This is a genomic window from Sporosarcina sp. P17b (assembly GCF_002743115.1).
GTDB lineage: Bacteria > Bacillota > Bacilli > Bacillales_A > Planococcaceae > Sporosarcina > Sporosarcina ureae_C.
Map to the genome: position 1 here is coordinate 97,737 of NZ_PDYP01000007.1, position 26,219 is coordinate 123,955.

At 38.9% G+C, this 26,219-nt stretch carries 28 protein-coding genes; 20 read left to right on the forward strand and 8 right to left on the reverse strand.

Features of this window, described 5'->3' with window-relative positions; genetic code table 11:
* Positions 1-119: 119 nt before the first annotated feature.
* Genes CSV76_RS10230 through CSV76_RS10240 form a run of 3 tightly spaced genes read left to right on the forward strand, consistent with a single transcriptional unit; the run spans position 120 to position 3,424 of the window.
* Entirely contained in the window at positions 120-965 is an 846-nt protein-coding gene (locus tag CSV76_RS10230) for a response regulator (RefSeq protein WP_085427216.1), read from the forward strand.
* A complete protein-coding gene (locus tag CSV76_RS10235; protein ID WP_099625514.1) occupies positions 958-1,995 on the forward strand; it encodes a HEAT repeat domain-containing protein in 1,038 nt (345 codons plus the stop codon). Before CSV76_RS10230 ends, CSV76_RS10235 begins: the two co-directional genes overlap by 8 nt.
* A gap of 4 nt (positions 1,996-1,999) precedes the next feature.
* Positions 2,000-3,424, forward strand: a complete 1,425-nt coding sequence (locus CSV76_RS10240) for a glycosyltransferase family 2 protein (RefSeq protein ID WP_085427214.1) — start codon at positions 2,000-2,002, stop codon at positions 3,422-3,424.
* Positions 3,425-3,493: 69 nt separating this feature from the next.
* Here CSV76_RS10240 and CSV76_RS10245 read toward each other — a convergent pair whose 3' ends face one another.
* Both CSV76_RS10245 and CSV76_RS10250 read right to left on the reverse strand, forming a co-directional pair.
* The gene (locus CSV76_RS10245) at positions 3,494-4,900 is read right to left on the reverse strand and encodes a purine-cytosine permease family protein (protein ID WP_099625515.1); all 1,407 of its coding nucleotides are present in this window, start codon (positions 4,898-4,900) and stop codon (positions 3,494-3,496) included.
* Between the two features lie 315 nt (positions 4,901-5,215).
* A complete protein-coding gene (locus CSV76_RS10250) occupies positions 5,216-6,115 on the reverse strand; it encodes a catalase (protein ID WP_085427212.1) in 900 nt (299 codons plus the stop codon).
* A gap of 114 nt (positions 6,116-6,229) precedes the next feature.
* Between CSV76_RS10250 and CSV76_RS10255 the strand changes: the two genes are divergently transcribed.
* The gene (locus CSV76_RS10255; protein ID WP_085427211.1) at positions 6,230-6,787 is read left to right on the forward strand and encodes a YusW family protein; all 558 of its coding nucleotides are present in this window, start codon (positions 6,230-6,232) and stop codon (positions 6,785-6,787) included.
* A gap of 115 nt (positions 6,788-6,902) precedes the next feature.
* On the opposite strand, the gene CSV76_RS10260 is transcribed toward CSV76_RS10255, so the two are convergent.
* The gene (locus tag CSV76_RS10260) at positions 6,903-7,247 is read right to left on the reverse strand and encodes a DUF3899 domain-containing protein (RefSeq protein WP_085427210.1); all 345 of its coding nucleotides are present in this window, start codon (positions 7,245-7,247) and stop codon (positions 6,903-6,905) included.
* A gap of 190 nt (positions 7,248-7,437) precedes the next feature.
* Between CSV76_RS10260 and CSV76_RS10265 the strand changes: the two genes are divergently transcribed.
* From CSV76_RS10265 to ytvA, 6 genes are all read left to right on the forward strand, one after another.
* A complete protein-coding gene (locus CSV76_RS10265) occupies positions 7,438-9,177 on the forward strand; it encodes a peptide ABC transporter substrate-binding protein (protein WP_099625516.1) in 1,740 nt (579 codons plus the stop codon).
* A 176-nt stretch (positions 9,178-9,353) separates the two neighbouring features.
* Positions 9,354-10,286 (forward strand): oligopeptide ABC transporter permease, encoded by a 933-nt coding sequence (gene opp3b, locus CSV76_RS10270; RefSeq protein ID WP_099625517.1) that lies wholly within the window; start codon positions 9,354-9,356, stop codon positions 10,284-10,286.
* The gene (gene opp3C, locus CSV76_RS10275) at positions 10,286-11,311 is read left to right on the forward strand and encodes an oligopeptide ABC transporter permease (protein ID WP_085427207.1); all 1,026 of its coding nucleotides are present in this window, start codon (positions 10,286-10,288) and stop codon (positions 11,309-11,311) included. The genes opp3b and opp3C overlap by 1 nt, the downstream gene beginning before the upstream one ends.
* 15 nt (positions 11,312-11,326) lie before the next feature.
* On the forward strand, positions 11,327-12,391 hold the full coding sequence (locus tag CSV76_RS10280; RefSeq protein WP_085427206.1) for an ABC transporter ATP-binding protein: 1,065 nt from the start codon (positions 11,327-11,329) through the stop codon (positions 12,389-12,391).
* Complete coding sequence (locus tag CSV76_RS10285; protein WP_085427205.1) at positions 12,391-13,323, forward strand: ABC transporter ATP-binding protein; 933 nt, start codon at positions 12,391-12,393, stop codon at positions 13,321-13,323. Before CSV76_RS10280 ends, CSV76_RS10285 begins: the two co-directional genes overlap by 1 nt.
* Positions 13,324-13,568: 245 nt before the next feature.
* The gene (ytvA, locus tag CSV76_RS10290) at positions 13,569-14,309 is read left to right on the forward strand and encodes a YtvA family blue-light photoreceptor (RefSeq protein WP_099625518.1); all 741 of its coding nucleotides are present in this window, start codon (positions 13,569-13,571) and stop codon (positions 14,307-14,309) included.
* A 42-nt stretch (positions 14,310-14,351) separates the two neighbouring features.
* On the opposite strand, the gene CSV76_RS10295 is transcribed toward ytvA, so the two are convergent.
* The gene (locus CSV76_RS10295) at positions 14,352-14,840 is read right to left on the reverse strand and encodes a DinB family protein (protein ID WP_099625519.1); all 489 of its coding nucleotides are present in this window, start codon (positions 14,838-14,840) and stop codon (positions 14,352-14,354) included.
* Between the two features lie 81 nt (positions 14,841-14,921).
* Between CSV76_RS10295 and CSV76_RS10300 the strand changes: the two genes are divergently transcribed.
* The 6 genes from CSV76_RS10300 (at position 14,922) to CSV76_RS10325 (ending at position 19,407) form a co-directional block, all read left to right on the forward strand.
* Positions 14,922-15,560, forward strand: coding sequence for a pentapeptide repeat-containing protein (locus CSV76_RS10300; RefSeq protein WP_085427202.1), 639 nt, complete (start codon positions 14,922-14,924; stop codon positions 15,558-15,560).
* A gap of 169 nt (positions 15,561-15,729) precedes the next feature.
* Positions 15,730-16,284, forward strand: coding sequence for a GNAT family N-acetyltransferase (locus CSV76_RS10305; protein WP_099625520.1), 555 nt, complete (start codon positions 15,730-15,732; stop codon positions 16,282-16,284).
* Positions 16,285-16,374: 90 nt separating this feature from the next.
* The gene (msrA, locus tag CSV76_RS10310) at positions 16,375-17,040 is read left to right on the forward strand and encodes a peptide-methionine (S)-S-oxide reductase MsrA (protein WP_233192366.1); all 666 of its coding nucleotides are present in this window, start codon (positions 16,375-16,377) and stop codon (positions 17,038-17,040) included.
* A 96-nt stretch (positions 17,041-17,136) separates the two neighbouring features.
* Entirely contained in the window at positions 17,137-18,309 is a 1,173-nt protein-coding gene (locus CSV76_RS10315; RefSeq protein WP_085427200.1) for an MFS transporter, read from the forward strand.
* An 11-nt stretch (positions 18,310-18,320) separates the two neighbouring features.
* The gene (locus CSV76_RS10320) at positions 18,321-18,905 is read left to right on the forward strand and encodes a histidine phosphatase family protein (RefSeq protein WP_099625522.1); all 585 of its coding nucleotides are present in this window, start codon (positions 18,321-18,323) and stop codon (positions 18,903-18,905) included.
* The gene (locus tag CSV76_RS10325; RefSeq protein WP_099625523.1) at positions 18,895-19,407 is read left to right on the forward strand and encodes a YcxB family protein; all 513 of its coding nucleotides are present in this window, start codon (positions 18,895-18,897) and stop codon (positions 19,405-19,407) included. The genes CSV76_RS10320 and CSV76_RS10325 overlap by 11 nt, the downstream gene beginning before the upstream one ends.
* A 35-nt stretch (positions 19,408-19,442) precedes the next feature.
* On the opposite strand, the gene CSV76_RS10330 is transcribed toward CSV76_RS10325, so the two are convergent.
* Together CSV76_RS10330 and CSV76_RS10335 are read right to left on the reverse strand one after the other, a co-directional pair.
* Positions 19,443-21,089 (reverse strand): ABC1 kinase family protein, encoded by a 1,647-nt coding sequence (locus CSV76_RS10330; protein ID WP_233204451.1) that lies wholly within the window; start codon positions 21,087-21,089, stop codon positions 19,443-19,445.
* A gap of 6 nt (positions 21,090-21,095) precedes the next feature.
* Entirely contained in the window at positions 21,096-21,275 is a 180-nt protein-coding gene (locus CSV76_RS10335; RefSeq protein WP_158232787.1) for a hypothetical protein, read from the reverse strand.
* Positions 21,276-21,413: 138 nt separating this feature from the next.
* On the opposite strand from CSV76_RS10335, the gene CSV76_RS17305 reads away from it, so the two are divergent.
* Positions 21,414-21,560 carry a hypothetical protein gene (locus tag CSV76_RS17305; RefSeq protein ID WP_157129941.1) on the forward strand — a complete coding sequence of 49 codons (147 nt, stop codon included), beginning with the start codon at positions 21,414-21,416 and terminating at the stop codon, positions 21,558-21,560.
* A 52-nt stretch (positions 21,561-21,612) separates the two neighbouring features.
* Here CSV76_RS17305 and CSV76_RS10340 read toward each other — a convergent pair whose 3' ends face one another.
* Together CSV76_RS10340 and CSV76_RS10345 are read right to left on the reverse strand one after the other, a co-directional pair.
* The gene (locus tag CSV76_RS10340) at positions 21,613-22,359 is read right to left on the reverse strand and encodes an AAA family ATPase (protein WP_099625526.1); all 747 of its coding nucleotides are present in this window, start codon (positions 22,357-22,359) and stop codon (positions 21,613-21,615) included.
* 45 nt (positions 22,360-22,404) lie between these two features.
* On the reverse strand, positions 22,405-23,196 hold the full coding sequence (locus CSV76_RS10345; RefSeq protein ID WP_099625527.1) for a class II aldolase/adducin family protein: 792 nt from the start codon (positions 23,194-23,196) through the stop codon (positions 22,405-22,407).
* A 184-nt stretch (positions 23,197-23,380) separates the two neighbouring features.
* Between CSV76_RS10345 and CSV76_RS10350 the strand changes: the two genes are divergently transcribed.
* The 3 genes from CSV76_RS10350 to CSV76_RS17985 all read left to right on the forward strand — a co-directional run bounded on the left by CSV76_RS10350 (position 23,381) and on the right by CSV76_RS17985 (position 25,907).
* The gene (locus CSV76_RS10350) at positions 23,381-24,202 is read left to right on the forward strand and encodes a Cof-type HAD-IIB family hydrolase (RefSeq protein ID WP_099625528.1); all 822 of its coding nucleotides are present in this window, start codon (positions 23,381-23,383) and stop codon (positions 24,200-24,202) included.
* 145 nt (positions 24,203-24,347) lie between these two features.
* Complete coding sequence (locus CSV76_RS10355; RefSeq protein WP_085427192.1) at positions 24,348-24,884, forward strand: acyl-CoA thioesterase; 537 nt, start codon at positions 24,348-24,350, stop codon at positions 24,882-24,884.
* Between the two features lie 240 nt (positions 24,885-25,124).
* Positions 25,125-25,907, forward strand: coding sequence for an ASCH domain-containing protein (locus CSV76_RS17985; RefSeq protein WP_158232653.1), 783 nt, complete (start codon positions 25,125-25,127; stop codon positions 25,905-25,907).
* Positions 25,908-26,219: the final 312 nt, after the last annotated feature.

The window sequence follows — 26,219 nt, forward strand, 5'->3', positions numbered from 1 at the left end:
AAGAATTCCGTTATTGGATCATAACAGTAGGGGCAATAACATTATAAGATCGGCTGACACTCATGGGCTTACCCGAAGAAATTCTAACAGTAAATTAGCTGAAGAAAGGTGTAATCGGTATGAAAACCAAAAATAGTGAACTAAATATGTTGGATGCTTCACTCTTTCCGCAACTCTTTTATTGGCAAATGGCGAATACGAAACGTTTTCGGCAAGTATTCACTATAGTCTTTGTAAAAAGTCCTGAAAGTCCTGAAATTAAGAAGATCCTCCTCGAGCAAATACGTAACTCTGATTTATTGTTCAATTTCCCGACAGGTAAACCGGATATTATTTTAATGGCTAATACAGGTGAAGAAGAGGCAGATGTCTTTATTGATAGATTACGCCATACAGAATCAACTCGTTCGTATCGGGTAGGTGTTTCAGTAATCGAAATTCGTAATGGAGATGCCACGCTTGAAGAAGTATTACAGATAGGGAATGATTCGGTTAACAGTGCTTTACAACTACCTGGGAATACACCTTTTATAAAAGACCGCACACTTAAAAAATTGGAGAGACAATGTGTGCGAGTGAGTATTATTGATGAAGATCCCGTTGTCACGATGGTTATACAAAAACTAGTGGAGCGCGTAAAGATAAAACAACTTGATCTGGAAATTCGCGTGTTTCATGACGGCCAATTCTTTATTGAATCTGACTGGTATCAATCGTCTCACACTCATTTAGTTATTGTGAATGACATTCTTCCAAGAAAAAATGGTTTAGAAGTGTTATACACACTACGTGAATTACCGAATTCTCAGAAATACCATGTATTTATGATGACGAAGCGAAAAAGTGAAGCAGAAATGATTTTTGCTTATGAAAATGGTGTAGATGATTATATAACGAAACCCTTTAATCCACATTTATTTGAAGCGCAAATTACGAAAGTGTTGAATCGTATTTATTATGGATAAGTTATTAGTTTCATTGTTACTAGTCATCGTGGCCTTGTTAATCATACTTTTCGGTATGTTCTTTTTACTCGTTTTTTATAGAATGCAAGAAATGAAAAACAAGAAAGGAATTAGAGAGTATATCGAAGCTCGAAAAGATGACTGGTATGAATATTTACTAGGAGATGGCATGCCGATTGAAGTCCTTATGCCCAACGGACCACTAGAACTCGAAGCGATTGATGAATTGTTTTTTCGTTTTAGCTACCATTTTTCTTCCGATGAAATCAACAAAAAAGTTAATACTTTTGCAGCGTTATACATGAGTGACTACTATAGTAAGAATCTCCATAGTCGGAGCAGTGGTGTACGTATTAATGCACTCAATAAGATCAGTTTATTCAATTTAACATTTATGCTGGATCCTGTTTCCAAGGTATTGGCCAAAAGAAAGATTTATCCAAAAGCAGAATATCTATTGATTTACGAGATAATAATAAAGTTTTCTCGTACTGATTTTATTGCACATTTTATCCACCCTAAAGTTCCACTAGGCGAGTTTGATTATAAAAGGCTATTGTTAGAATTGGATGAGACACAAATTAGTTTACTAGCTGAAGACTTTAACGAATTACCTGACGTATTGCAATTGACGTTGATTGAAATTATAGGTGTTCGTCACTATCTCGATTGGCTTCCGCTGTTACATGAATGCCTGGATAGCCCGGCACAAGAATTGCGGATCCGCGCGTTAAAGAGTATAGCTAAATTGGAAGTCGCAGATGCGCTCAAATTATATGAAGGTTTTTCACATTCAGATGTTTGGGAAGAACGGTTGATGACTGCCAAGATTTTTCGTTCTGCTCCTACAGAAGAAGCATTGCCTGTTCTTAAACACTTGATAAAGGATTCTACTTATCCAGTTCGCGCGCAAGCTGCAAAATCGATAAAATCATTAAAAAATGGTCAACAAGCACTTTATTCTGTCATTACCACTTCATCTGATGAGTTCGCGGTGGATGTAGCTGAAGAGATGCTCGGAAAGGAGTAATGAGATGAACTTACCTGAAATTACTTCCTCGGTTTTTGCGTTTGTTGGCTATATATTGCTCGTATATATGTTGGCTGTTATTTTCTCATATACGTCGATGTTAATCATCGCATTCACTCAGTTAGGAAAAGAACGAAAGTTACAGAAGAATTTATCGGATGAAGGTGCAGTAGATTTTATATACACACAGCCTGTAACCGTAATCGTCCCTGCTTATAATGAGCAGGAGGGGGTGCTTGGCAACATCTATTCTTTGTTGGCACTGCAGTATCCTGAATTTGAGATACTTGTAGTTAATGATGGTTCTACCGATAATACCGAAGATATCGTGATTGAGCATTTCAATATGAGACCCATTCGAAAAGTAGTGAATCAGCAAATTGAAACACAGCCTATCGAAACAATTTATCAATCTGATATGCACCCCAATTTACTTTTGATTACGAAAGTGAATGGCGGAAAAGCGGATGCTTTAAATGTAGGCATCAATGTGTCAAAGTATCCATATTTCTGTTCGATTGATGGGGATTCAATATTGGATCGCACATCACTCTTGCGTGTAATGAAGCCTATCATGGAGTCTAATAAAGAAGTTATTGCGACAGGCGGCAACGTCCGGATTGCCAATGGATATGAAATCCAAATGGGGCAAGTTGTCAAAGAAGGCTTGCCAAGCTCAACTATTGTGATGATGCAAATTGTAGAGTATATGCGTGCGTTTCTAATGGGACGTATGGCGCTTAGTAAATATAATCTAGTATTAATCATATCGGGTGCATTCAGTGTTTTTTCGAAAAAATGGGTGTTACAAGTAGGTGGTTACGCCAAGAATACAGTCGGCGAGGACATGGAACTTGTGGTTAAGCTCCATGAGGAAATATCGGATCGTAAAGAAGATAAAGAAATCGTCTTTACACCGGATCCTGTTTGTTGGACGGAAGCTCCTGATAACTTCAAGGATCTACGCACACAGCGCCGACGTTGGCATCAAGGACTGGCTGAAAGTCTTTGGTTGCATAAAAAGATGGCATTCAATCCGAAGTATGGTTCAGTAGGTATGATATCGATTCCGTATTTCTTATTCATTGAATTACTTGGACCATTAATTGAATTGGCTGGCTATGCGTACATTGTGCTTTCTTTATTCATGGGAGAGGTGTATATGATCTTCGCGGGCATTTTAGGATTATTATTTATTCTATATGGATCCCTGTTTTCAATGGCATCGGTATTATTGGAAGCATGGAGCCGTAACACCTATCCGAAAGTGCAAGATCTATTTCGTTTAGTAATGCTATCGTTAACTGAAGTATTTTGGTATCGTCCGCTAACGTTAGTTTGGCGCGCTGAAGGAATTATACGTGCACTGCGTGGTAAACGTGAGTGGGGGAGCATCCAACGTAGGGGATTATCTGAAGACAGTGAATGAAAAATGCCTGAAGGATCGACTTGACCGATCTTTCAGGCATTTTTTCTTTGTAGGGAATTACTATAGTTATTAACTTAATTTATCATCTGCGGTAATATCATTCGGTTCACGCACTAAATAGTATTTACCTTTTGTATACTTAGCAATGATTACTGTCAGTATAGCAGCCAGTATAGCAGCGACAAATGCAGCTGTAGATTGTAGGAATATACCTAGATAACCAGACGCCGCAACGGCGCCAAATGTACTTGCTATCAGTAACGAAGCGACACCGACTGGGTTCCACTTGTACAAGTACTCTTGTCGAGCGACATAATAGGTCGGACCAATTTTCAGCCACTTTTTGACGACCAATGCATCCGTCACTAGAATAGCAGCCCACGAAAATAGGAAAACACCCTGGAATGTCATGACTGTATCTAGATGATCCACGATTCCACCAAGCATCAGTAATATAGCACTTACAGCTGAGACGACTACCCAGAATCTGCGTCCCGGTGTGAAACGGAATACATTTTCGAAGAAATTTGATAGCGATAGGGAACTGCTGTAAATATTCGTTACATTAATTCGTAACTGTGTCAGCATCGTAAACAATGCTCCACCAATACCTAGCAATAGTACGATGTATACACCGGGATCCTTTTCCAAGAAACGTACGCCAAACCAAATTCCAAGTCCGCCCATTACACCGTAACAGAAAATTTGAGGAATGAAACCGATTGCAATAGAACCAAATTTTCGGTCGGATGGTTTTAAGAAACGGGCATAATCTGATGCGAGTAAAGCAGTCAATCCCATGATTCCATTATGCATTCCGATACAGAACAATAATGCTGTTCCACCAAATTCGACACCTTCAGGCATGTACGAAAACACGGAACCTGTATAAACAGCCGGTTTAATAAATGATAAAACAATAGCTGCAACAAGAAACACAAGAAAAACTGGCATAGACCATTTTTGAAGTTTGTCTAGCTGCTCAATACCGAACCAATTCAAGGGAATGACAAGTGTCCCAAAGACGACAATCAAAATCCACTTTGGAAAGTCAGGCATGAAAATGTGCACAGCCGATACAAGAATTAGTCCTTCAAATGCACAATACATAATGAAGTTTGAGGCGTAAATCAATGATGTTAGCGATGAGCCAATATAACCAAACCCGCCTCCGCGTGATAATAGATTCACGTTCATTCCGGACTTAGCCGATAAGTAGGCAATCACGGTACCGAGTAAGCCTGCTACAATTATGGCATAGATTGCGGACACAATAGCGTTTGGTGCACCGAATTGCAAAGCCATGACGCTGCCCATTTGAAAGTAAAAGATGGCAGTCGCGATTCCGAACGTGATGTTCGTAATGCTTAGCCAACTTTTAGTACGGTCTTCTAGAGGTACACGATCTAAGGAATAATCCTTTTCCGTTTCCTCTTCTTCCATAGTATTTAATGTTTTTTCTTCTTCCGTTGTCATACACATCAGCTCCTTGTAGTAAGTAGTCAACCCCTTCTGCCAGCTTAGCTAGCACGTTCTTATTCATATCGGAAATTGAGTTTGATTCGTCCATTGATTTGACACGTCAATAGTTTAACAAAAACATAATGAAAAAATCAAGGATAGCATAGCTTTGTATTGGCGATAGTGAAAGAACTTGATTTTCTAGATGATTATAGCCTATCTTTTCTTCAAGAAAAAATTTGCTAACGCTTATAATGTATTTTGTTTAGTGAAAATAGTAAAAATGAATTCAGCATTATAACCGCTCCTTTAGGTTTTTCTAGAGATTTATTAAAGTTCATTATTTACGCCACGTCGCTTGGCAGATTCCTCGTACGCAGCGGAGCGAAATAGTAATACCGGATCATCGCTACATTCTATTCCTTCTATAGTAACTGTTGGATCGAAAACAAAGGCTTCTGCGTTATCTGCACGAAGAGAGTTCAGTGTCAGAGTTCCTGCCTCAATTTTCTTTCGGTCATTCGGCCAGGCAATAGTGGGGTCACTCGTTTGATCTCCTTGTTCAGCTAATTGCATAAGTAAGCGAAAACGTACAGGATGTCCTTGTTCTACTTTATGAATGAGTTCGTTTTCCATAGAGTTGCCTTCCGTATCAAAGTCATTTTGAGGTACAGGTTGCCATTCAAATCGCACGGCTTGTCTATCAAAGTCCATATTCTTCAAAAAGTACGCATGAATAGAATAGTAATGAAGGGTTTCGAAATTACGATACGGTTTCAGTTCTTTTAAAATGGAAGCAAATGCTTTGTACTCTGTGTCATGCATCAGAGCATCTATTCGTTGTGACCATGTACTGTTTGAATCAAATGCCTGTATTAGACGAATAAAGGCTTCTGGAGTTTTACTAATGAAGATTGGTATATTAACCATAGTCAAGTTTGTAAATGTACCATCAGATAATTGAAAGCGCACTGCCATTCCTTTAATTGGATTCAAACGCTCATTCGGGTTCGGGCTCGTAGAACTGTGAGAAAAACGTACAACAGCAGGAACTTCAGATTGCTGTAGATGAGTAGCTATTGTCCAAGGCATTGCGGCTCCGGTTGGTTTGAAAGTGGCATCAAATGCAACTCCGGTCGCGTGCGCACGTCGCAAACTACTTTCCGTATGTACAGCTGACTCAATGGAATCAATTGCTTCTTTAGCGGTTAAGGGATTCTGATTATTCATTCGAAAACACTCCTTTACTTACCAACATACCCTTCATTAAATAAAACTAACCGATTAGAAAGTAGCAAAAAGGGTAATACTAGGGTTAATACGACATCTAGGAGGAATATTTTTATGAAACGTTTAGTAATAACAGGGGTATCAGTCATGGCGCTTGCATTGGCGGGATGTGGAACGAATGCGAAAGATGATAAAGTAGAAGAAAATTCTAATGCAGCTAATCCGCCGGTAGAGCAACCATTAGAACCAGCTACTGATGATACAAATCAAAATACTGATGGAGCTGTACCAGATACTACAACAGATTCCTCGACTGACTCGGCAACAGGAGATATGCAAGCCAACATGGACAAGCTATCATTTAAAGAAATTGAATTAGATGTTTCATACGGAAAAGACAAAGAGTATGAAGCGGAAATTGAACAAGATGAAAATGAACCAATTAAAGCCAAAGTAGAAGATGAACTAAATGAAATTTATTTGAAAGGTCAGGAAGCATTTGATGATGTATATTCAAAAGTGAAAAACCTAGATGTGACAAAAGATAGCTCGCAGCAAGAAACAATTGATCGTATACTAGAAGCTTTTAATCTTCAAGCGGATTATGAAAAATTCGAAGTGGAAATCAAATTCAACGATGGTAGTAAGCTTGAGGTAGAAGATCGTAAATAATCAAGCTTTTTTAAATGCGATAGAAGTAAATAGCAAGTAATCACCGTTGTGTTATAAAATATATCAGTAAATTAAAAATCTCGGTATTTCCTATAAAGGAAGTACCGAGATTTTTTTATAGATAGTATAAAATAAGCGCCAAAATCATTAAAATGAAAGTTGGCATACCTGCAATGAAGAACCAAGCTGGACTCGCCGACATTACTTCGGATGGAGCACGCATAGATTCGATAGCTTCTCTTTGACCTTTTCTAGCAAACACTTTACGTGAACTCGTCATGAAGAAGTCGAAGAAGCCAGTACGGACGACAAACACAAGCCCACCAAAGAATAACAAAAGACCACTGACGAAAAAGGAAGCATTAATATAGCCTAATAATGAGATTTTACCGTATACTGAATAGGCAGAAATAATAATCACCAGCTGCGATATGAGAAATACAATACTATTACGTTTCATAGAAGTCCTTCTTTTCTTAATTAATGTTGATAGCTACTGTCTATCATACAAGAAATGAGTAAGAATGTGTAGAATCTTCAATAATAGTTTAAAATTAAGATAATATTGTTGTTAGCGTTTACATTCGGAAGTTTTTCTTGTATAATGAAAAAGTTAGTACTTCAAAAACACCAAAGGGGAGGTCAACAATTTGAAGAGCAATAAGTGGCTTTTATTAATGGCACTAACATTAGTGCTAAGTATGTTCTTAGCTGCATGTGGCGGTTCGAAAGACGAAGAAAAGCCGGCAGCAGATGGGGACGACAAGGACAAGGATGCGGCAACTGAAGAACCAGAAGAAAAACAGCATGCCAAAGATGAAGAAGGAGAGCCAGATGCTGAGCAAGTATTATACTTAGCTGAATCTGCTGCTATCCCATCTGTTGACTCATCAATCGTAGAAGACGCAGTTGGCTTCAACGTGTTGAATAATATCAACGAAGGTTTATACCGTTTAAACCAAGAAAATATCGCAGAACCTGCAATGGCTGCTGAAGAAGCAGAAGTAAGTGAAGATGGATTGACTTATACATTCAAACTTCGTGATGCAATGTGGGCTGATGAAACACCTGTAACAGCTGAAGATTTCGTTTATGCTTGGCAGCGTGCAATTGATCCAGCAACTGGTTCACCTTACGGACCATTCATGATGTCTGGTGTAGTAGAAAACGCAACAGCAATTTCTGAAGAAAAAATGGAAGTATCTGAGCTTGGCGTTAAAGCTATAGATGAGAAGACGTTTGAAGTTAAACTTGAGCGTCCAGTACCATATTTCTTGTCACTTATGTCATTCGGAACTTTCTATCCACTTAAAGAAGAGTTTGTAGCTTCTAAAGCGGATGCATTTGCAACAAACTCTGATAACCTTCTTTCAAATGGACCATTCGTTTTAACTAAATGGGATGGAACAGGCGATAGCTGGACTTATGTTAAGAACGAACATTACTGGGATGCAGAAAACGTTAAACTTAATGAAATTCATGTAAACGTTGTAAAAGATTCTGCAACTGCAATTAAACTTTATCAAGATGGTAAGTTGGATCGTGCCGGAGTTTCTGGTGACCTAGCTATGCAATACCGTGATGATGAAGAAGCAGTTATTCAACCAGAAACATCTGTATTCTATTTCAAGTTTAACCAAGAGCGTGATGGTAAAGAAACACCACTTGCGAACGAGAACATTCGTAAAGCTATTGCTAAATCTTTCGAAAAGGAAGATATGGTAGATGTAGTACTAGCTAACGGTTCATTAGCTGCAAACTTCTTAGTACCAACAAACTTTGCATTTGATGAAAACGAAAAAGACTTCCGTGATTTAAGCGGCAACCACTTAGAGTACAATGTGGAAGAAGCACAAGATCATTGGAAAAAAGGTCTTGAAGAACTAGGTGTTGAATCTCTTGATCTAGAAATTCTTGGTGGCGACACTGAACTTTCTAAGAAAATGGACGAGTACTTCAAGTCTCAATTAGAAGGTAACCTAGAAGGACTTAAAATTTCGTTGAAAGAAGTACCATTCTCCGTACGTTTGGATTTGGATGGCAACCAAGACTATGATATTCAAGTATCAGGTTGGGGACCAGACTTCCAGGATCCGATTTCATTCTTGGATCTATTTGTAACAGATGGTACAAATAACTTGATGTCTTACTCTAATCCAGAGTACGATAAATTGATTGAAGATTCTAAAGGTGAATTGGCTCTTAAGCCTGAGGAGCGTTATGAAGCATTCGCACAAGCTGAGAAAATTCTACTTGATGATGACGCTGCAATTGCACCAATTTACCAACGCGGTTTGATCTTCTTGCATAAGCCATACTTCAAAGGCTTAGTTGATCATCCATTCGGAGCGGACTATAGCTTCAAGTGGGCGTATATTTCAGGTAAGTAATAGTATCGTTGTAAAGTCTTGAGTTTAATAGGGGAGAGTATATGGGGATCTGTATTCCATATACTCTCTTTTTAGTAACAGCGAATAGTTGCAATATTTAAAAAGTATTTTGTCGAAAATTGTCAAGTGATTACTAATAAGTAAAGTAAGAAACTCTTTTGGAGGTGTAACGTACCGTGGTTAAGTATATTGGAAAACGCATAGTATATATGTTTATAACGCTATTTTTAATTGCAACTGCCTCTTTTTTCCTCATGCAGACATTGCCTGGTTCACCAATTGCTTCTTACAATAAGTTGAATGATACACAAAAAGCGATTGTTGAAAAGAAATATGGGATCGATAAGCCTAAGCCTGTGCAGTATGCAATCTATATGAAAAATTTGGCTAAAGGTGACTTGGGGACGTCCTTTGTATTTAAAGGTAAGAGTGTCAACGACTTATTGGCTAAAAGATTGAAACCTTCTTTAATCTTGGGAGCGCAAGCGATGGTCTTCGGGACCATTGTCGGTATCCTGCTTGGTATGCTTGCAGCATTAAAGCATAATACATTTTGGGATTACGGAAGCACCTTCTTGGCAATACTAGGTATTTCTATTCCTTCCTTTGTATTTGCATCATTGTTGCAATATTGGATTGCTTCAGAGTGGCATCTATTACCGGTCGGTTTGTGGAATGACGGTTGGAAGTCAAGTGTCCTGCCATCGCTTGCACTCGCTATGGGGCCACTAGCCCTATCCGCGCGCTTTATACGGACTGAGATGATAGAAGTATTGAATTCAGATTATATTATTTTAGCAAAAGCAAAAGGTGCCAATGGGTTTGAAATTGCTTTCAAACACGCATTCCGAAATGCATTAATACCTTTAATCACGGTTCTTGGACCACTTGCAGCTGGTTTGGTAACAGGTTCACTAGTAGTAGAACAAATTTTTGCAATTCCAGGAATTGGTGAGCAATTCGTATCGTCTATCATGACGAATGACCATGCCACGATCATGGGTACGACATTATTGTTCTCAGCATTCCTTATTGTAGTTATTTTTATTGTGGATATTTTATACGGGGTTATCGATCCACGTATCCGTGTGTCTGGAGGTAAGGGATAATGCGTATTGAAAACGAACAAGAAAAATTAACACCAGAAGATTTTGAGCGAGTGACAATTGACGCGCATCATTCCGAACGTATAGAGAAACCAAGTTTGAGTTTCTGGCAAGATGCATGGTTAGGACTCCGTAAAAATAAAGCAGCTATTGTCAGTATGGTCGTTCTTCTATTAGTTATACTGATGGCATTAATCGGTCCACATTTAAATGGGCATGCGGGTGACACGCAAAACTTACGTCACGCCAACTTACCACCTAAAATTCCTGGTATTGAAGCAACAGGACTATTTGATGGGGACGGTAAATTAGCTGGAAAAACTGTCAATCTATATGAAATGAAGAAAGTTGACGAGTACTATTGGTTTGGTACAGATGGACTTGGTCGTGATTTATTTACACGACTTTGGGAAGGTTCTCGTGTATCACTATTCATCGCATTTGTAGCCGCGGCTATTGATATGGTTATAGGGGTAGCTTATGGTGGGATTTCCGGATACTTTGGTGGACGGACAGACGACATCATGCAACGGATTGTTGAGATATTGATCGGTATACCTACATTAATTGTCGTCATTTTGATGATTATGATCATGGACCCAGGAATAACTGCGATAATTGTCGCCATCACCATAACCGGTTGGATAGGGATGTCGCGGATTGTACGAGCACAGACATTAAAATATAAATCCCAGGAGTTCGTTTTGGCTTCACGTACGCTAGGTGCCAAAGATGGCAAAATCATTACAAAGCACTTGTTGCCGAATATGCTTGGAATTATTATCATCAATACAATGTTCACGATTCCAAATGCCATTTTCTTTGAGGCATTTCTAAGCTTTATCGGAATTGGACTCCAGCCACCAGCTGCTTCATTAGGTACATTGATCAATGACGGATATAAAGTGATGGAGAATCAACCATACGTCTTATTGTTCCCGGCTATTGTTATCAGTGTTCTTATGATTGCATTTAACTTGATTGGTGATGGACTGCGTGATGCACTAGATCCTAAAATGAAAGATTAAGAGGAGGAGAGCAAGTTGACAAAAATATTAGAAGTAAAAGACCTCGAGCTTTCCTTCCATACATTTGCAGGTGAAGTGAAAGCTATCCGTGGTGTAAACTTTGATTTACACAAAGGTGAAACGCTCGCAATCGTAGGTGAGTCGGGATCAGGTAAATCGGTAACAACGAAATCGATCATGCGACTTCTTCCAGAGTCGAGTGCTGAATATAAAAATGGAGAAATTTTATTTGAAGGAAAAGATCTAACGAAGATCCCTGAAAAAGATATGCAAAAGATTCGTGGGAAAGACATTTCGATGATCTTCCAGGATCCAATGACTTCATTAAACCCGACTATGACAATTGGTAGACAAATTATGGAACCTATATTAAAACATCAGAAGCTGAACAAGTCAGCAGCACGCAAGCAGACGATTGAGCTATTGAATCTTGTAGGCATTCCTAATGCGGAAAATCGTTATAAAATGTATCCGCATCAATTTTCGGGCGGACAACGCCAGCGTATCGTTATTGCAATTGCGCTAGCATGTAATCCGAAAGTGTTGATTGCAGATGAGCCAACTACGGCACTAGATGTAACGATTCAAGCGCAGATTCTAGAGTTAATGAAAGAAATCCAAAGGAAGACAGATACGTCTATCATATTTATCACGCATGATCTAGGTGTTGTAGCAAACGTTGCAGACCGTGTAGCTGTTATGTATGGTGGTCGAATTGTTGAAATAGGCACAGTGGATGAAATCTTCTATAATCCACAACACCCATACACTTGGGGCTTGCTAAGCTCTATGCCATCCATGGATTTAGCGGATCAAAAACTTTATGCAATTCCGGGAACACCGCCTGATTTATTGAATCCTCCAAAAGGTGATGCTTTCGCGTTGCGGAGCGAATATGCCATGAAGATTGATATGGAACGTCGGGCTCCGTTCTTTAAAGTGAGTGATACACATTATGCTGCGACATGGTTATTGCACCCACAAGCACCACAGGTTGAACCGCCAGCGCTTGTTATTGAACGTATGAAAACATTTAAGGGTAGCCGGTACTATGTTGAACAGACGGGAGGTACTGTGTGATGTCAGATAATTTAATTGAAGTACGTAATTTGAAACAATATTTTAACGCTGGGAAATCAACTGAAGTACGTGCGATTGATGACATTAGCTTCACTATTAAACGTGGTGAAACATTCGGTTTAGTAGGGGAGTCAGGTTGCGGTAAGTCCACAACAGGTCGTACTATGATCCGATTATATGACGCGACAGCGGGTCAAGTTCTTTACAATGGTGTAGATGTACACGCACCGAAAAGTAAAAAGGAAAATCACGTATTGAATAGAAAGATGCAAATGATTTTCCAAGATCCTTACGCTTCATTGAATCCGAGAATGAAAGTGCTAGATATTATCGCTGAAGGACTCGATATACATGGTCTAGTAAAAGGCAAAGCAGACCGCAAGCAACGAGTAATTGATTTGCTTGAAACTGTTGGGTTGAATCGTGAACACGCTGAACGTTACCCCCATGAGTTCTCAGGTGGTCAGCGTCAACGTATCGGAATTGCTCGTGCATTAGCCGTAGATCCCGAATTCATCATTGCGGATGAGCCAATATCGGCACTCGACGTTTCTATTCAAGCACAAGTTGTAAACTTGTTGAAGGAATTACAGGAAGAGAAAGGCTTGACATATTTATTCATTGCCCATGATTTATCAATGGTTAAATATATCTCCGATCGCATTGGTGTAATGTACTTTGGTAAACTGGTAGAGATGGCTCCAGCGGATGAATTATACCGAAATCCGATGCATGCTTATACGAAGTCTCTACTGTCAGCAATTCCTTTACCGGACCCAGTTTATGAGCGGTCACGTGTACGCCATCCGTATAATCCGAAAGATCATCAATACGAACCAGAGGATAAAGTGGAATTTCGTGAAGTTGCTCCTGAACACTTTGTTTTGTGCTCAGAAAAAGAATTTAACGAGATGCAAGTTGCACGTGTATAAGATAGAAACTCCTCTGACTATTGAAAAGTCAGGGGAGTTTTTTTATTCTATCAGTTGAAAAAGTCTTCAAGTAAATTATCGTGTTGAATGAGACATTTACAGTTTACTTCTATTGATGAAGATAGATTATTCATATTTCTAAGTCTTATATAGAAGAATATGCTACTATAAATAAAAGAATCTATTGAAAACGACGGGATGTGTGAAAAATAAAGAATTTAGCAGACACGATACAAAAACAGTTAATGGAAGCGTTAATTAACGGAAGTAGAGTTTCAGCAATCGTGACAGATGCATCACAAGACGACAATCCTATAATTTTTGTGAATAAAACGTTCGAAACTATGACGGGCTATACCGAAGATGAGGTATTGGGGCGAAATTGCAGATTTCTACAAGGAGAGGATACGGATCCGTCTACTGTGATGAAAATTAGAAGGGCGGTAGCAGAAAGAAATCCTCTTACAGTTGTGATAAAAAACTATAAAAAGGATGGTAGTCTATTTTGGAATCGCTTAAGCATCCGTCCTATCACTATTGAAGGAAAGAATTTCTTTATTGGAACACAGACAGACGTTTCTGTACAATACAAACAAATAGAAGAGCTTCACAGCAAAGATCATGAGATTGAACAGCTTATGCTTCCTATTATGATGATTTACGATAATTTGGCAGCTGTTTCGTTGATCGGTCAGATGAATGAAGAACGATTTGATTTGCTAATCGAGAAGTTAAGTGGTTTTGTCCACACTCAAGCAGTGGATCATGTAATGGTTGATATTACGGGTCTCTATTGGCATGAAGAAACTTCTATAGAGCGTCTTTTGGAAATACAACAAGTTCTGGAGCTTATGGGCAGCAGTTTATATGTCACGGGAGTCTCTCCAGATCTAGCGCGTAAGTTGGTGGCAGCTAAAGATCCGAATCAAGAGTTGAAAACATATTCAAGTATTCAGCAAGCAATTTTTTATATCGATAGAAAATAAAATGACCCCCACTATACTGATGATACGTAGTGGGGGTCTTTATCAGATACCGATTTGATTTTTAACTTCTTTAATTTGTTCAATATGACGCAACTCGTGATAACCGACAAATGGAATCCACTGTGTAAGGCTCATTTCACCAAAAACAGGGTGTGGATAAGATTTCACTGCTAATTGATCTTCTGTTGCACTATCGGCAACTTCACGCAAAGCGGTATGAGTAGCAGAAAGCTTAGATTTTAACTCATCTAGCGTAGAATAGTCATCTGTCGGTGTAGCGAAGTTAGGTGCTTCTACTTTGGTTGATCGATCTACTGTAAGCTGAATCGGCTTGTCTGTTGTGATATTCTGCTCATCGGAAGCGAGCTGTTTTTGAATGGTTTTAGTGACTCCACCTTCCATCAAATACAGATGTTGCAAAAGTTGTTTGACAGACCATTCGTTTTCAGAAGGCTTTTTATTGATCTCTTCATCTGATAACTTTTCTACTTGCGCTAATAGTTCTTTACGTACTTGATCATTAATTTCCATTATCGTCACCTCTTTTTAATATAGTACCATTTACTAGGCCATAATACTTTTGGGAAAGCCTGAAGAAAAGGAGAAAATAAAATGAAGCGCAATCAACCTAAAATTCCTGATCACTTACTATCCGTACAGCTACAGGATGTACGACATGATGAAGATCCCTTTTTGCAGAATGCATGTATAGTCGATGAAAGACTAGATGGACAAGAAATTGAGCGTGTTCAATTAACTAGCATGCTTATTAAGAATTCAAGTTTTCAAGGAGCCTCTCTACCTGAACTTTTTGTTACAGATGTTCGGTTTGAAAACTGTGATTTTTCTAATGCGGACTTGACCGGTATAAGCATTCATCGAGTAAGCTTTCATAATTGCAAAATGCTAGGCGTGAACTTTACAAATTCTCGATTCACAGATGTCTTGTTTGAGGAATGTATATGCAATCTTTCTGCGTTTGTTCATGCAAAATGGGAAAGGGTCTGGTTCGACAAATGTCTCGTTAAAGATGCAGATTTCTTTGATTGTAAACTGAAACATACCTACTTTATAGAAAGCAATCTGGATTCTGCTAGTTTTGATGAAACCCCATTGAAAGGTGTGGAGATTAAGACTTCAGAATTCGAAAGTATGACTGTATCATTAAAAGAATTAGAAGGTTGTATTGTATCTTCTTTGCAAGCAATTCAATTCGCCTCAATGTTGGGGTTAGATATCCGCGATGAATAATGCATTGCTAGGGAATACTAAAAGTGGGTAAAAATATTTAATCAGGATGGACCTTTCATTCTCTCATTATTACAAATACCTAAGTTGACTTTCTTTTCTGGCAGACTTAAAGTAGGTATATAAGAGATGGGAACGGGATAAAGTAACTGCCAGTGAAAGGGGTTAGGATATGTTCGTGCATCAAGTATCAGAGGATATTTCATTAAAACTTGTAGGACAGAAAGACGCAGAAGTTTTATTTGCCTTGGTTGATGAGTCAAGAGAACATTTGCGGGAGTGGTTGCCGTGGGTGGATTCCATGACTGATGCGGATCAGTACGGTCCTATTATTGAAGCTTGGTTACAGCAGTTTGCTGAAGAAGATGGATTTCAAGCGGGGATTCTGTATAAAGGCAACCTAGCTGGCTTCGCAGGATTTCATTCAGTAAACTATGTAAATAAGCAAACAAGTATTGGTTTTTGGCTAGCAGAGGCATATCAAGGAAAAGGTATTATGCATGCCGTGGTCTCCTCACTGCTTGACTATGCTTTTGACGAATACAATGTACATCGCGTAGAAATTCGCTGTGGTATGGAAAATAAAAGAAGTCGAGCGATTCCTGAACGATTAGGGCTTAAGAAGGAAGGAATCATTCGTGATGGCGAGTACTTGTATGATCATTATCATGACTTAATTGTATATAGTATGCTTGAAGATGATTGGAAAAAGCACAGGAAATCTTGATGCATTTCTTACAGAGTCCACCTCTAAATGGACTCTTTTTTATATTTATATTTTCATTATAGTGAGATTAATACGAGGGAGTGGTTCGACTTGCTAACTATCAGTGAAATGGACAAAGAACTAATACAGAACAGGGAAATGGAAACCGCAACATTTGGAATGGGCTGTTTTTGGGGTCCTGAAGCTCGCTTCGGTAGCTTACAGGGTGTAATAAGGACAAGGGTGGGTTATGCAGGCGGTACTACGGTTGCCCCCACTTACAAGACAATCGGAGATCATACTGAAACCGTTGAAATCGATTACGATCCGAAAATTATTTCATACGAAGAAATACTACTTCATTTTTGGCGTAATCACTATCCTAATCGAGATCAATATAAAGGACAACAATACGTCTCTTCATTGCGTTACCATAATGATCAACAAGAACAGATAATCATTCAAGTAAAAAATGAGATGGAGAAGGAGCTTGGGGAGCAGATTGAAACGGAAATCACGCGATTAGAACAATTCACACTAGCTGAAGCACGTCATCAGAAATACTATTTGAAGCGCTACCCAAATGTTTTGGAGCAGTTACATCCTCTATATACTTCTGAAGAGTCGTTAAAGGGTTCAACATTTGCTGCTAGATTGAATGGTTTCGTCAAAGGATTTAGCACACGAGATCAAGTTTTGACCGAAATTGAAAGCTGGCCACTACAGGCAAGTGCACGTCAACATCTCATTCGACAGTTTTTGCAATTAAAGTGGTGAAATCAATAAAAGATCGAATCTTTTCTTCTTGTAACTTCATTCCACGCTTGCTATGATGTTCCAATATCAACATAGAATGAACGTAGGAGAGAGTAAATGAAAAAGGAATCTATCACATTAGGGCTATTGTTGACGAATTTACTGATCGCCTTTTTAGGAATTGGATTAGTCATTCCTGTCATGCCTAGATTAATGAATGAATTACATATAACAGGTACAGTGGTGGGCTATATGGTGGCAGTCTTTGCCATGGCGCAGTTGCTAGTTTCTCCTTTATCAGGGAGATGGGTCGATACATTTGGTCGAAAAAAGATGATTGTCATTGGCTTGATCATTTTTAGTTCATCAGAGTTTTTATTTGGAGTAGGACAAACATTGCCAGTGCTGTTTGCTTCCCGAATTTTGGGTGGAATCAGTGCGGCTTTCATTATGCCAGCCGTTACAGCGTTTATTGCGGATATTACGACGATGGAAACGCGCTCTAAAGCGCTCGGTTTTATGTCTGCCGCGATTTCCACAGGCTTTATATTAGGGCCGGGTATTGGTGGGTTTTTAGCTGGATATGGTACGCGGGTTCCTTTCTTCTTTGCAGGTGGACTCGCCTTGGTCGCAGCAATTTTTTCTTTTATCGCTTTGCGTGAACCTGAACGATATCAAGAAGCAGTGGCAGAGGATGTAACTAAGCCTGGATTAAAGAGGATTTTTGCCCGTCATTATTTCATCGTTTTTATCATTATTTTAATACTTTCTTTTGGTCTCGCATCATTTGAATCGATTTTTAGTTTGTTTGTGGATCATAAATTTGGATTTACACCAAAAGATATTGCGATCATCATTACAGGGAGCGGTCTAGTTGGGGCTGTTGCGCAAGTACTATTATTCGATAAGCTTGCCAGGACAATAGGGGAGAAACGTTTGATTTTCTTTTGTCTGATATTTTCTTCGATTTTAGTCTTCCTCGCGACGTTCGTACAGAGTTATTTTGCTGTATTGGCCGTTACGATGATCATCTTTGTAGGATTTGATTTAATACGGCCTGCAGCAACTTCTTATTTATCTAAAGTTGCTGGCAATGAACAAGGATTTGTTGGCGGTATGAACTCGATGTTCACTAGTATTGGAAATGTGTTTGGACCCATTATAGGTGGAGCGTTGTTCGATGTCGATGTGGATTATCCTTTCTATTTCGGTGCATTTGTATTAATGCTTGGAGTAGCACTTAATTATCTATGGATAAAAAGAACACCAGCTTTCAGACCTAATATTTAGGAGGGATTTCATTGACCATCGTAGGTTTTGTTCGACACGGTGTGACTGCTTGGAATAAAGAAGGCCGCGCACAAGGGAGTTCGAATATTCCTTTGGACGAAGAGGGGATAGAGGCTGCGAAGATGTTAGCATCACGCTTGGCAGATGAAGATTGGGATATCATTTTCACGAGCCCGATGACTCGCGCTAAGCAAACAGCGGATCTACTTGCAGAGCAGTCCGGGATAGAAGTTATAGAAGATCAACGTCTGCGTGAGCGAAGTGGTGGAATGATTGAAGGCACGACGGAACAAGAACGCCAGCAGAAGTGGGGACCACTGTGGAAGGAATTGGATTTACAGTTTGAGACTGGAGAGAGTGTAGTGGCTAGAGGTCTTGAATTTGTGAATGAACAGGTTCAAAAGTATCCTAATCAGCGTCTACTCTTCGTCAGTCATGGAAGTTTTATTAAACGAATAGTTGTTGCACTAATGGAAGATGAAAATTATGCTGTAAAGATCGATAACACTTCCTTAACAGTGTTAGATGTAGAAAAGAAAAGTTGTGTATTGTTGAATGATACGGCACACTTAGCAGGAGGAACAGATGGAGATTGAGTATGAATTGACCGAGGAAGATGTTGTTGCATTTAATTTATACCATGTGAAAAATTCTAAGGTAGGAAAAAACTCACTACAGTGGCAACGATATATATCCCCACTCATATTTTTATTGTTTGCTTACTTTTTGTCTGTTTTTACAGACATGCCAAGAGGCCCGCTGTTTGCAACGTTTGGTTTGACCGCTATTATATGGGTGATTTTATATCCAAAGTATTTCTATTTCCACATCACGCGACAAGTTGGTAAGATGCTGAAAGCTGGAAAAAATGAAGGTCTTGTTGGGAAGCATACAATGAACATGAACAAGGCGGGTATACACGATAAAACAGTAGTTGGTGAAACGAATGTACAGTGGATTGGTGTAAAGGATCTGATTGAAGATGCTGAGTACTTTTATATTTACACTAGTACTGTTAGCGCATATATTATACCTAAACGTGATGTCTATTCAGCGGAAGGTTTAAAAGCTTATGTACAAAAACGAATAAATGCATAATAAAAACTCAGGGTTTATTATAAACTCTGAGTTTTTTAATTTTCTAGCCGACGATATCGCCAGAAAGAAATCACTAGAACAATACTTGAGCCTATTGCTAATGTAGAATAATCGTCAAGTAAACTATATGCAAGAGTACCGAAAGAGCCCACTGCTACAATACCTGCGAATAAACGGTTCTGCATCTTTATTTGGAATTTGCGATGGTCTATATCGCGTTGTTTCATATAGCTATAGATTGCTGCAGGTTGCTCCAAAAACGAAGAAATTCTTGGTCCAAAACTTCGAATCTGCCCTACACCGTTTAATAACGAGCGCTGAAACTCTTTAGGGTTAGTAAACGGATTTTTATCTTTACTCTTCTGCTTAGCCCATTCTACTAAACGCGGTTTAGTGATAGCGAGTAAATCGATTGTGGGATCTAGTATATAGAGAACACCAACAAATACGGATACTGCGCGACCAAGAAAAGCGAAGTTAGCTGGCATTTGTACAGGTTGTGTTCGGACAATCACTTGCAGATCCCGAAGAAGATTCTCCACAACGAGCCCATTCATATCATATAAATCATTTGATTCGTATGCTTTCACGACTTTCTCGATGGCGTTGGCCAGCACTTTTCGATCCGCGTTAGGTAGTAAGAAGTTCATCGTCTCCAAGCCATCGATAACTCTGTCGTATTGCTTGAAAATGACACCTTCTGTGACTACGAACATTGCATCTGCATTTTCCTGTGTAATATTGACGACCATGCCGAAATCGATCAATACAAGCGTGCCATCTGAACGTATGAGTATATTGCCGCCATGTGGATCAGCATGGAATTGGCCACCTTCAAGAATTTGTTCCAAGAACAATCGAAACAAGCGATCAGATAACTTTTTACGATCGATATGATGTTTTTCTAAAAAAGGAATGTCAGTTATTTTGGAGCCTTCTATCCACTCCATTACAAGAACCTTTTTAGTTGTATATTCATCATAATAAACTGGGAACTTGACCCCTGCCATGTCGGGAAATCGTTCAGCGAAACCTCGTCCGTTCTTCATTTCTTCAACAAAGTTTAGTTCTGCGCCAATCACATCTGTCATTTCTTGATACAATAAATCTAAATCGATTTGTTTGCCTACGGAAGATACCTTCTTAGCCAGCCAAATGACAATTCGTACGGCCTTAAAATCTGCACGTAAAATACGCTCGATATCGGGACGTTGAATTTTTATGGCGACTTCTGAACCATTATGTAAAACTGCTCTGTAAACTTCGCCAATAGATGCAGATGCTACAGGCTTTGATGTAATATCCTTTAGATATTCGCTGTGAGGATTTCCCCATTCATCGTCTAGCAATTGTAATGCCTTATCAGAAGGAACCGGTGTAACCTGATCAGTAAGACCTTCTAATTCTGCAATGAATGATGCGGGCATGATGTCTGCACGTGTAGAAAGGAACTGCCCTAGTTTGACAAGTAACCCACCTAATTCAAGTGCCGTTTTTTTGTAGACTTTTGCTTGTTTTGTAACAAGCGTATTCCACTGATCGGTAACGGTAGGTGTAAAATTACCTCGATGGCGTCTTTGAAATATTATTATTTGAGTGAAAAATACGATTGCCATCCATACAATGCGTGTAATACGGTAACTAGCAGAACGCTTCATAGGCAGCTCCTCTTTCTGCAACAATCAATTTTATCTCTTATCAGGTTTCATTTCTCTTAAGCCCATTCTCATAGCAGCTACAGCACTCGTCACATTTAATATGACAGCAACCGCTAAAAACAACCATTTTAATTTCTCGGGTAAATTCAGAAAAATCGCTAAAAATAGAAATGTAAAACCAATGACCAGCATTAGTAAGTAGATAGACAATTTTTTAGGCACAAGTAGTCCACCTTTCTTAGGTAGTACCCTTATTGTAGCATGAAAAAACAAGAAATTTAAAAAACGCGTTTTATTTTGCGTGTTTGGGGAATAATATAGTCATTCAATTAGACAGGAGTGTGGAAAATGACGAAAAGTTATGCAGATACACCTGGAAATGATAATGAAAAAAGTTCCGCGAAACTAGCCAATGAGGCGGCAAAAAAAGCCGAAAAACAAGTAGAAGAAATTAAAAAAGATGCAAGAGAGCAAGTAGAAAAAGAAAATAAGTAATGTCAAAAAGCGATTATTTCCGAGGGAATAATCGCTTTTTGGTGATATATATTCATTTTAGCAAATAATGTAGCATTCGATCTTTGTCGTCAAAAAACTGCTTCATAATTTGATAGTGGCTTGTCTCTTCAAGTGTCGTTTCATGTGCACCTTCATCTGTAAATTCGATAATTTTTGCACCTGGATAAGATAATAGAAGGGGCGAATGTGTTGCGATCATGAACTGTGATTCTTCACCCACAAGGTCGTGAATCCTGCTTAGCATGGAAAGTTGACGCATAGGTGATAAGGCAGCTTCAGGTTCATCTAGTAAGTAGATGCCGTTACCTCTAAAGCGATGAATGAAAGTCGCCCAAAAAGATTCGCCATGAGACTGTTCGTGTAATGATGTCCCTCCAAAGCCATCTATAATCCGAGGACTCGTACCAGGTGCATGATCCAGCTCTTCAATCGTCGTCGCCAAGTTGTAGAAAGTTTCTGCACGCAGAAAAAATCCATCTTTCGGTCGGGCGACACCTTTTATGAGTGTGATATATTCATCTAAGATGGAATGTGAATCGTAAGTAGAAAAATTGAAGTTCAGCGAACCGCCTTCTGGATTAAAACCAAAGGAACCTGCGATTGCTTCAAGTAATGTAGACTTCCCCATCCCATTCTCTCCAACGAAAAACGTCACATTAGGATGAAAATCTAACTCAGTGAGTGTATTGATACTAGGTAAATGAAAGGGATAGTGTTCAAAAGAAGGAACCATGTCCCGCTTCAAGCGCATTCCACGAATGAATTGTTTGGAATACATAGGATGACCCCCTTTTTATGACGGATGACAAATGATGAAGATAGATTAATCCAATAGGTCCGGTTCCTCACTTACAATCATTTCCCATAGCGGCTGGAAGTTTTCCCAACCATCGATATCTCTTCCTACTTGCTTGGCGGTGTTAACAGCAAACTCTGCAGGAATCGGATTGACAATACCTGCGGCCTCCGCAAGTAATTGAACTTGGCAAGAACGCTCAAGCGTAATAAACCAAAATGCAGCAGCATCAACAGTCTGACCAACAGTTAAGGGACCGTGATTTTTAAGGAACATTGCCTTGTTATTCGCTAATGCGTTTGCAACTTTTACTCCTTCATTATCTTCATACACTACACCAGAAAACTCATCCAATACAGAGTGATCATTGTAAAATGCACAAGCATCTTGTGTTAATGGATCGATCAATCTACCTGTAGATGCCCAAGTCTTTCCGTACACAGGATGTAAGTGAACTGAAGCTGTGATATCTTCTCTAGCTTCATGAATCGCAGAGTGGATCACTAGAGCCGATTTATGAAGAGAGTATTTACCTTCTACGACTTCACCGTCTGGATTTACTAAGACAAGATCGGATGCTTTGATCTTGCCAAATGGTATCCCGTACGGATTCACCCACATATGATCCTTGAATTCTGGATCGCGATACGTTGCGTGACCAGCGACACCTTCTGTAAAACCAAAACGGTTAAATAGTCGGAACGCACCTGCTAATCGCTGTTTATTATGTTGGCGTTCTTCATCAAGGGTGGTAAATATAGGATATTGCAAATAATCAATTACATTCTTACCGCTTACACGTTCTTCTATGAAATTCATGAAATAGACCTCCACTTTAGTAATTAGATGTTCTTTAAAAAGAATAACGTGATTTTACGAAAATATCAAACTTAATTTCATTATTTTATTACTTCTAACATTAATAATAGGCAACTTCACAGCATATCTGATAGGTAATTGGTAAACTACATGTTAGATAATGAGATGCGAAAGGGGCATGAAAATGAATTCTGATAAAAAAGTTGTGTTCTTTGATTTAGACGGTACTTTAATGAATCATGATAAAACGATTTTAGATTCAACTAAACAATCACTTACGGCATTGCGTAAGAAGGGGATCTACACTGTAATATGTACTGGCAGAGCGCCACTGATGTTCAAATCGTTGCTAGAGGAACTAGAATTTGATTCCTACGTATCCATGAATGGACAGCATGTAGTTTGGGAAGGAAAAGTAATCTATTCGAATCCTATGAAACCTGAAGTTATTCAGCAACTTACCGAACTTGCTCATAAAAATGGTCATGGATTAACGTACTCCACGTTCGAGTCGTTTGTCACGAACGCTGAAGCACATCCTCTTGTACAAGAAGGAACAGCGCGATTAAGAATACCTTATCCTGTCGTCGATCCGGAAGTATATTCCCATTCTGACGTGAATCAGGTTCAGATATACTCTACGCCAAAAGAAACGGAAGAATATATGGAATTATTTAAAGGTTACTCCTTTGTCAGATGGGATGAAAGTTCTGTGGATATGTTGCCTGAAGGGGCTTCCAAGGCAATCGGTATTCAAAAGATATTAGAACATCTGGATATTCCTACTGAAAATAGCTATGCATTTGGAGACGGTGCAAATGATATGCAAATGATCGAGGCAGTAGGCACTGGAATAGTAATGGATAATGGAATACCGGAATTGAAAGAAATAGCGGATTTTGTTACCGCTTCTTGTTCAGAGGATGGAATAATGAAAGGTTTACTTCAAGTCGGTTTACTAGAGGAGAGAGACATTCCATTACTTCAACAAAACTGTAAACACTAAGTCGAACTATGTAAAATGAAAATCATTCTTGACAGTTGTGTGAACGAAGAGTATATTTAGATGATATACAAATGGAGAATATTTTAATTTTTCAAATTACTTATAAAGTAATTTGGTTCACTTCTTAGAGGAGGCCGTGTTTACAATGAAACTAGAAAAGCAGTGTCGGGATTCAAGGGTCGTACGAACGAGCAGGGTATTTCCTAATGACGTCAACAACCATAATACGTTGTTTGGCGGACGTTTAATGAGCGATATAGATCAAATCGCATCGATTTCCGCAGCCCGACACAGTAGAGCAGATTGTGTTACGGCATCTATGGATTCCGTCGACTTCCTGTATCCAATACGTCCTTCTGATTCAGTCTGCTTTGAGTCATACGTGACGTGGACTGGAAAATCTTCCATGGAGATTTTCGTAAAAGTTATTGCAGAAGATTTAGCAACGGGTAGTTGTAAAATAGCAGCAACTTCATTATTGACATTTGTTGCATTGGATGAGAACAAAAAGCCTTTAACTGTCCCACGTGTTATTCCTGTAACGGAAGAGGAAATATATTTACATGAAACTGCACCACAACGCGCAGAAATACGTAAAATGCGAAAACAACAGAGTAAGGAATTGGCAACTGTGTTAACGAATAATTACCCATGGCATGACCCAGTACAAGTGAATGCATAAAAATACTCAGTCAACTTCGTTTGACTGAGTATTTTTATAAAAGGATGTATAACTTCCAATACTATGATCCATACTACTAATAGATAGGACGTTCTCTAATTCGTTTTCTTGGAGGATACCTATCTTTTTATTGTTCAAAAATATATTCAACCATATTAAACACACAAAATGTATCAGAAAATAGTTAGTTAAAGCTATAATAGGAAAGAATATAGAGAAAGTAAGGGGATGTATCCAATTATGGTTAAAACGATTACTGCGGAGGAATTATTCAGCAAAATAAAAGCCGAACAAGAACTTGTACTCCTAGATGTACGTGCTGAGGATAAATATAATCAATTCCATATCGAAGCAAACACGGTAGAAGATTTAAACGTGCCGAAAACAGAAATCTTTGCGTTAGAAAATGAAGTGGAAAAAGTGATCCCACAGTTGACGAAAAATAGAGAGATGATTATTACGTGTACAACAGGAAATTCTGCAACTAAATGTGCAACCATTCTTTCAAGTAAAGACTACGATGTTACAGTATTGGAAGGCGGAATAACTGCGTGGAAAGAATATGTGAGTAACGAGTCGATTGAACGAATATGGGAAGAATTTAAGAGAGTTCATCCGGACGCGCCTGCACAGTACGAAGCATGGTCTTTCGGTAATTCAAAACAAATGGCGGATGAACTTGCAAAGTTGGTAGTGGAAGGAACTAAAACTGCTACATCTTCTAACTACACACTCTACGAATTAGAAGATGAACCGTTACCAGCGGTAGGTCTTCACAATATTATTTTGGACGGCAATGGAATAGCGGTAGCAATCGTCAAGAATATGTCAGTAGAAGTAATGCCTTTCAATGAAGTGACAGAAGAACATGCGTATTTAGAAGGGGAAGGGGATCGCTCATTGCATTATTGGAAAAAGGTTCATGAAGAGTTTTTTACAAATGAATTAAAGGACGTAAATCAAGACTTTTATCATGAATTGCCTGTAGTTTGTGAGACGTTTAAATTGTTGTATAAGAACTAAATTAGCCATGTAGAGTTATTGAGCTAACAGTAAGTATTCATCATAATATTTGAATGCTAATTAGATTACTTCTATTGGTAGGAAAAGGAGATGTTGAGCCCGTATTAGTACGGTATTCAACATCTCCTTTTGTTTATAAAAATTATTGCTGAACAGGTTCAACGATCTCTTCACTTTCTATTATTCCACGTGTAGCTTATGCGGTGCCGATGGATCAATTAAAGATCTATGAATTACAGAAATTTGATTTTCGTGTTGAACCGGTCATGATCAAAACAAAGGGTGAGCGGGTTTCCAAAGCTGCATCTCAAT

Coding starts and splice junctions, on each gene's coding strand:
- CSV76_RS10230 (WP_085427216.1), top strand. CDS start 120: ATGAAAACCAAAAATAGTGAACTAAATATGTTGGATGCTTCACTCTTT.
- CSV76_RS10235 (WP_099625514.1), top strand. CDS start 958: ATGGATAAGTTATTAGTTTCATTGTTACTAGTCATCGTGGCCTTGTTA.
- CSV76_RS10240 (WP_085427214.1), top strand. CDS start 2,000: ATGAACTTACCTGAAATTACTTCCTCGGTTTTTGCGTTTGTTGGCTAT.
- CSV76_RS10245 (WP_099625515.1), bottom strand. CDS start 4,900: ATGACAACGGAAGAAGAAAAAACATTAAATACTATGGAAGAAGAGGAA.
- CSV76_RS10250 (WP_085427212.1), bottom strand. CDS start 6,115: ATGAATAATCAGAATCCCTTAACCGCTAAAGAAGCAATTGATTCCATT.
- CSV76_RS10255 (WP_085427211.1), top strand. CDS start 6,230: ATGAAACGTTTAGTAATAACAGGGGTATCAGTCATGGCGCTTGCATTG.
- CSV76_RS10260 (WP_085427210.1), bottom strand. CDS start 7,247: ATGAAACGTAATAGTATTGTATTTCTCATATCGCAGCTGGTGATTATT.
- opp3C (WP_085427207.1), top strand. CDS start 10,286: ATGCGTATTGAAAACGAACAAGAAAAATTAACACCAGAAGATTTTGAG.
- CSV76_RS10285 (WP_085427205.1), top strand. CDS start 12,391: ATGTCAGATAATTTAATTGAAGTACGTAATTTGAAACAATATTTTAAC.
- ytvA (WP_099625518.1), top strand. CDS start 13,569: ATGGAAGCGTTAATTAACGGAAGTAGAGTTTCAGCAATCGTGACAGAT.
- CSV76_RS10295 (WP_099625519.1), bottom strand. CDS start 14,840: ATGGAAATTAATGATCAAGTACGTAAAGAACTATTAGCGCAAGTAGAA.
- CSV76_RS10300 (WP_085427202.1), top strand. CDS start 14,922: ATGAAGCGCAATCAACCTAAAATTCCTGATCACTTACTATCCGTACAG.
- CSV76_RS10305 (WP_099625520.1), top strand. CDS start 15,730: ATGTTCGTGCATCAAGTATCAGAGGATATTTCATTAAAACTTGTAGGA.
- CSV76_RS10315 (WP_085427200.1), top strand. CDS start 17,137: ATGAAAAAGGAATCTATCACATTAGGGCTATTGTTGACGAATTTACTG.
- CSV76_RS10325 (WP_099625523.1), top strand. CDS start 18,895: ATGGAGATTGAGTATGAATTGACCGAGGAAGATGTTGTTGCATTTAAT.
- CSV76_RS17305 (WP_157129941.1), top strand. CDS start 21,414: ATGACGAAAAGTTATGCAGATACACCTGGAAATGATAATGAAAAAAGT.
- CSV76_RS10340 (WP_099625526.1), bottom strand. CDS start 22,359: ATGTATTCCAAACAATTCATTCGTGGAATGCGCTTGAAGCGGGACATG.
- CSV76_RS10345 (WP_099625527.1), bottom strand. CDS start 23,196: ATGAATTTCATAGAAGAACGTGTAAGCGGTAAGAATGTAATTGATTAT.
- CSV76_RS10350 (WP_099625528.1), top strand. CDS start 23,381: ATGAATTCTGATAAAAAAGTTGTGTTCTTTGATTTAGACGGTACTTTA.
- CSV76_RS10355 (WP_085427192.1), top strand. CDS start 24,348: ATGAAACTAGAAAAGCAGTGTCGGGATTCAAGGGTCGTACGAACGAGC.
- CSV76_RS17985 (WP_158232653.1), top strand. CDS start 25,125: ATGGTTAAAACGATTACTGCGGAGGAATTATTCAGCAAAATAAAAGCC.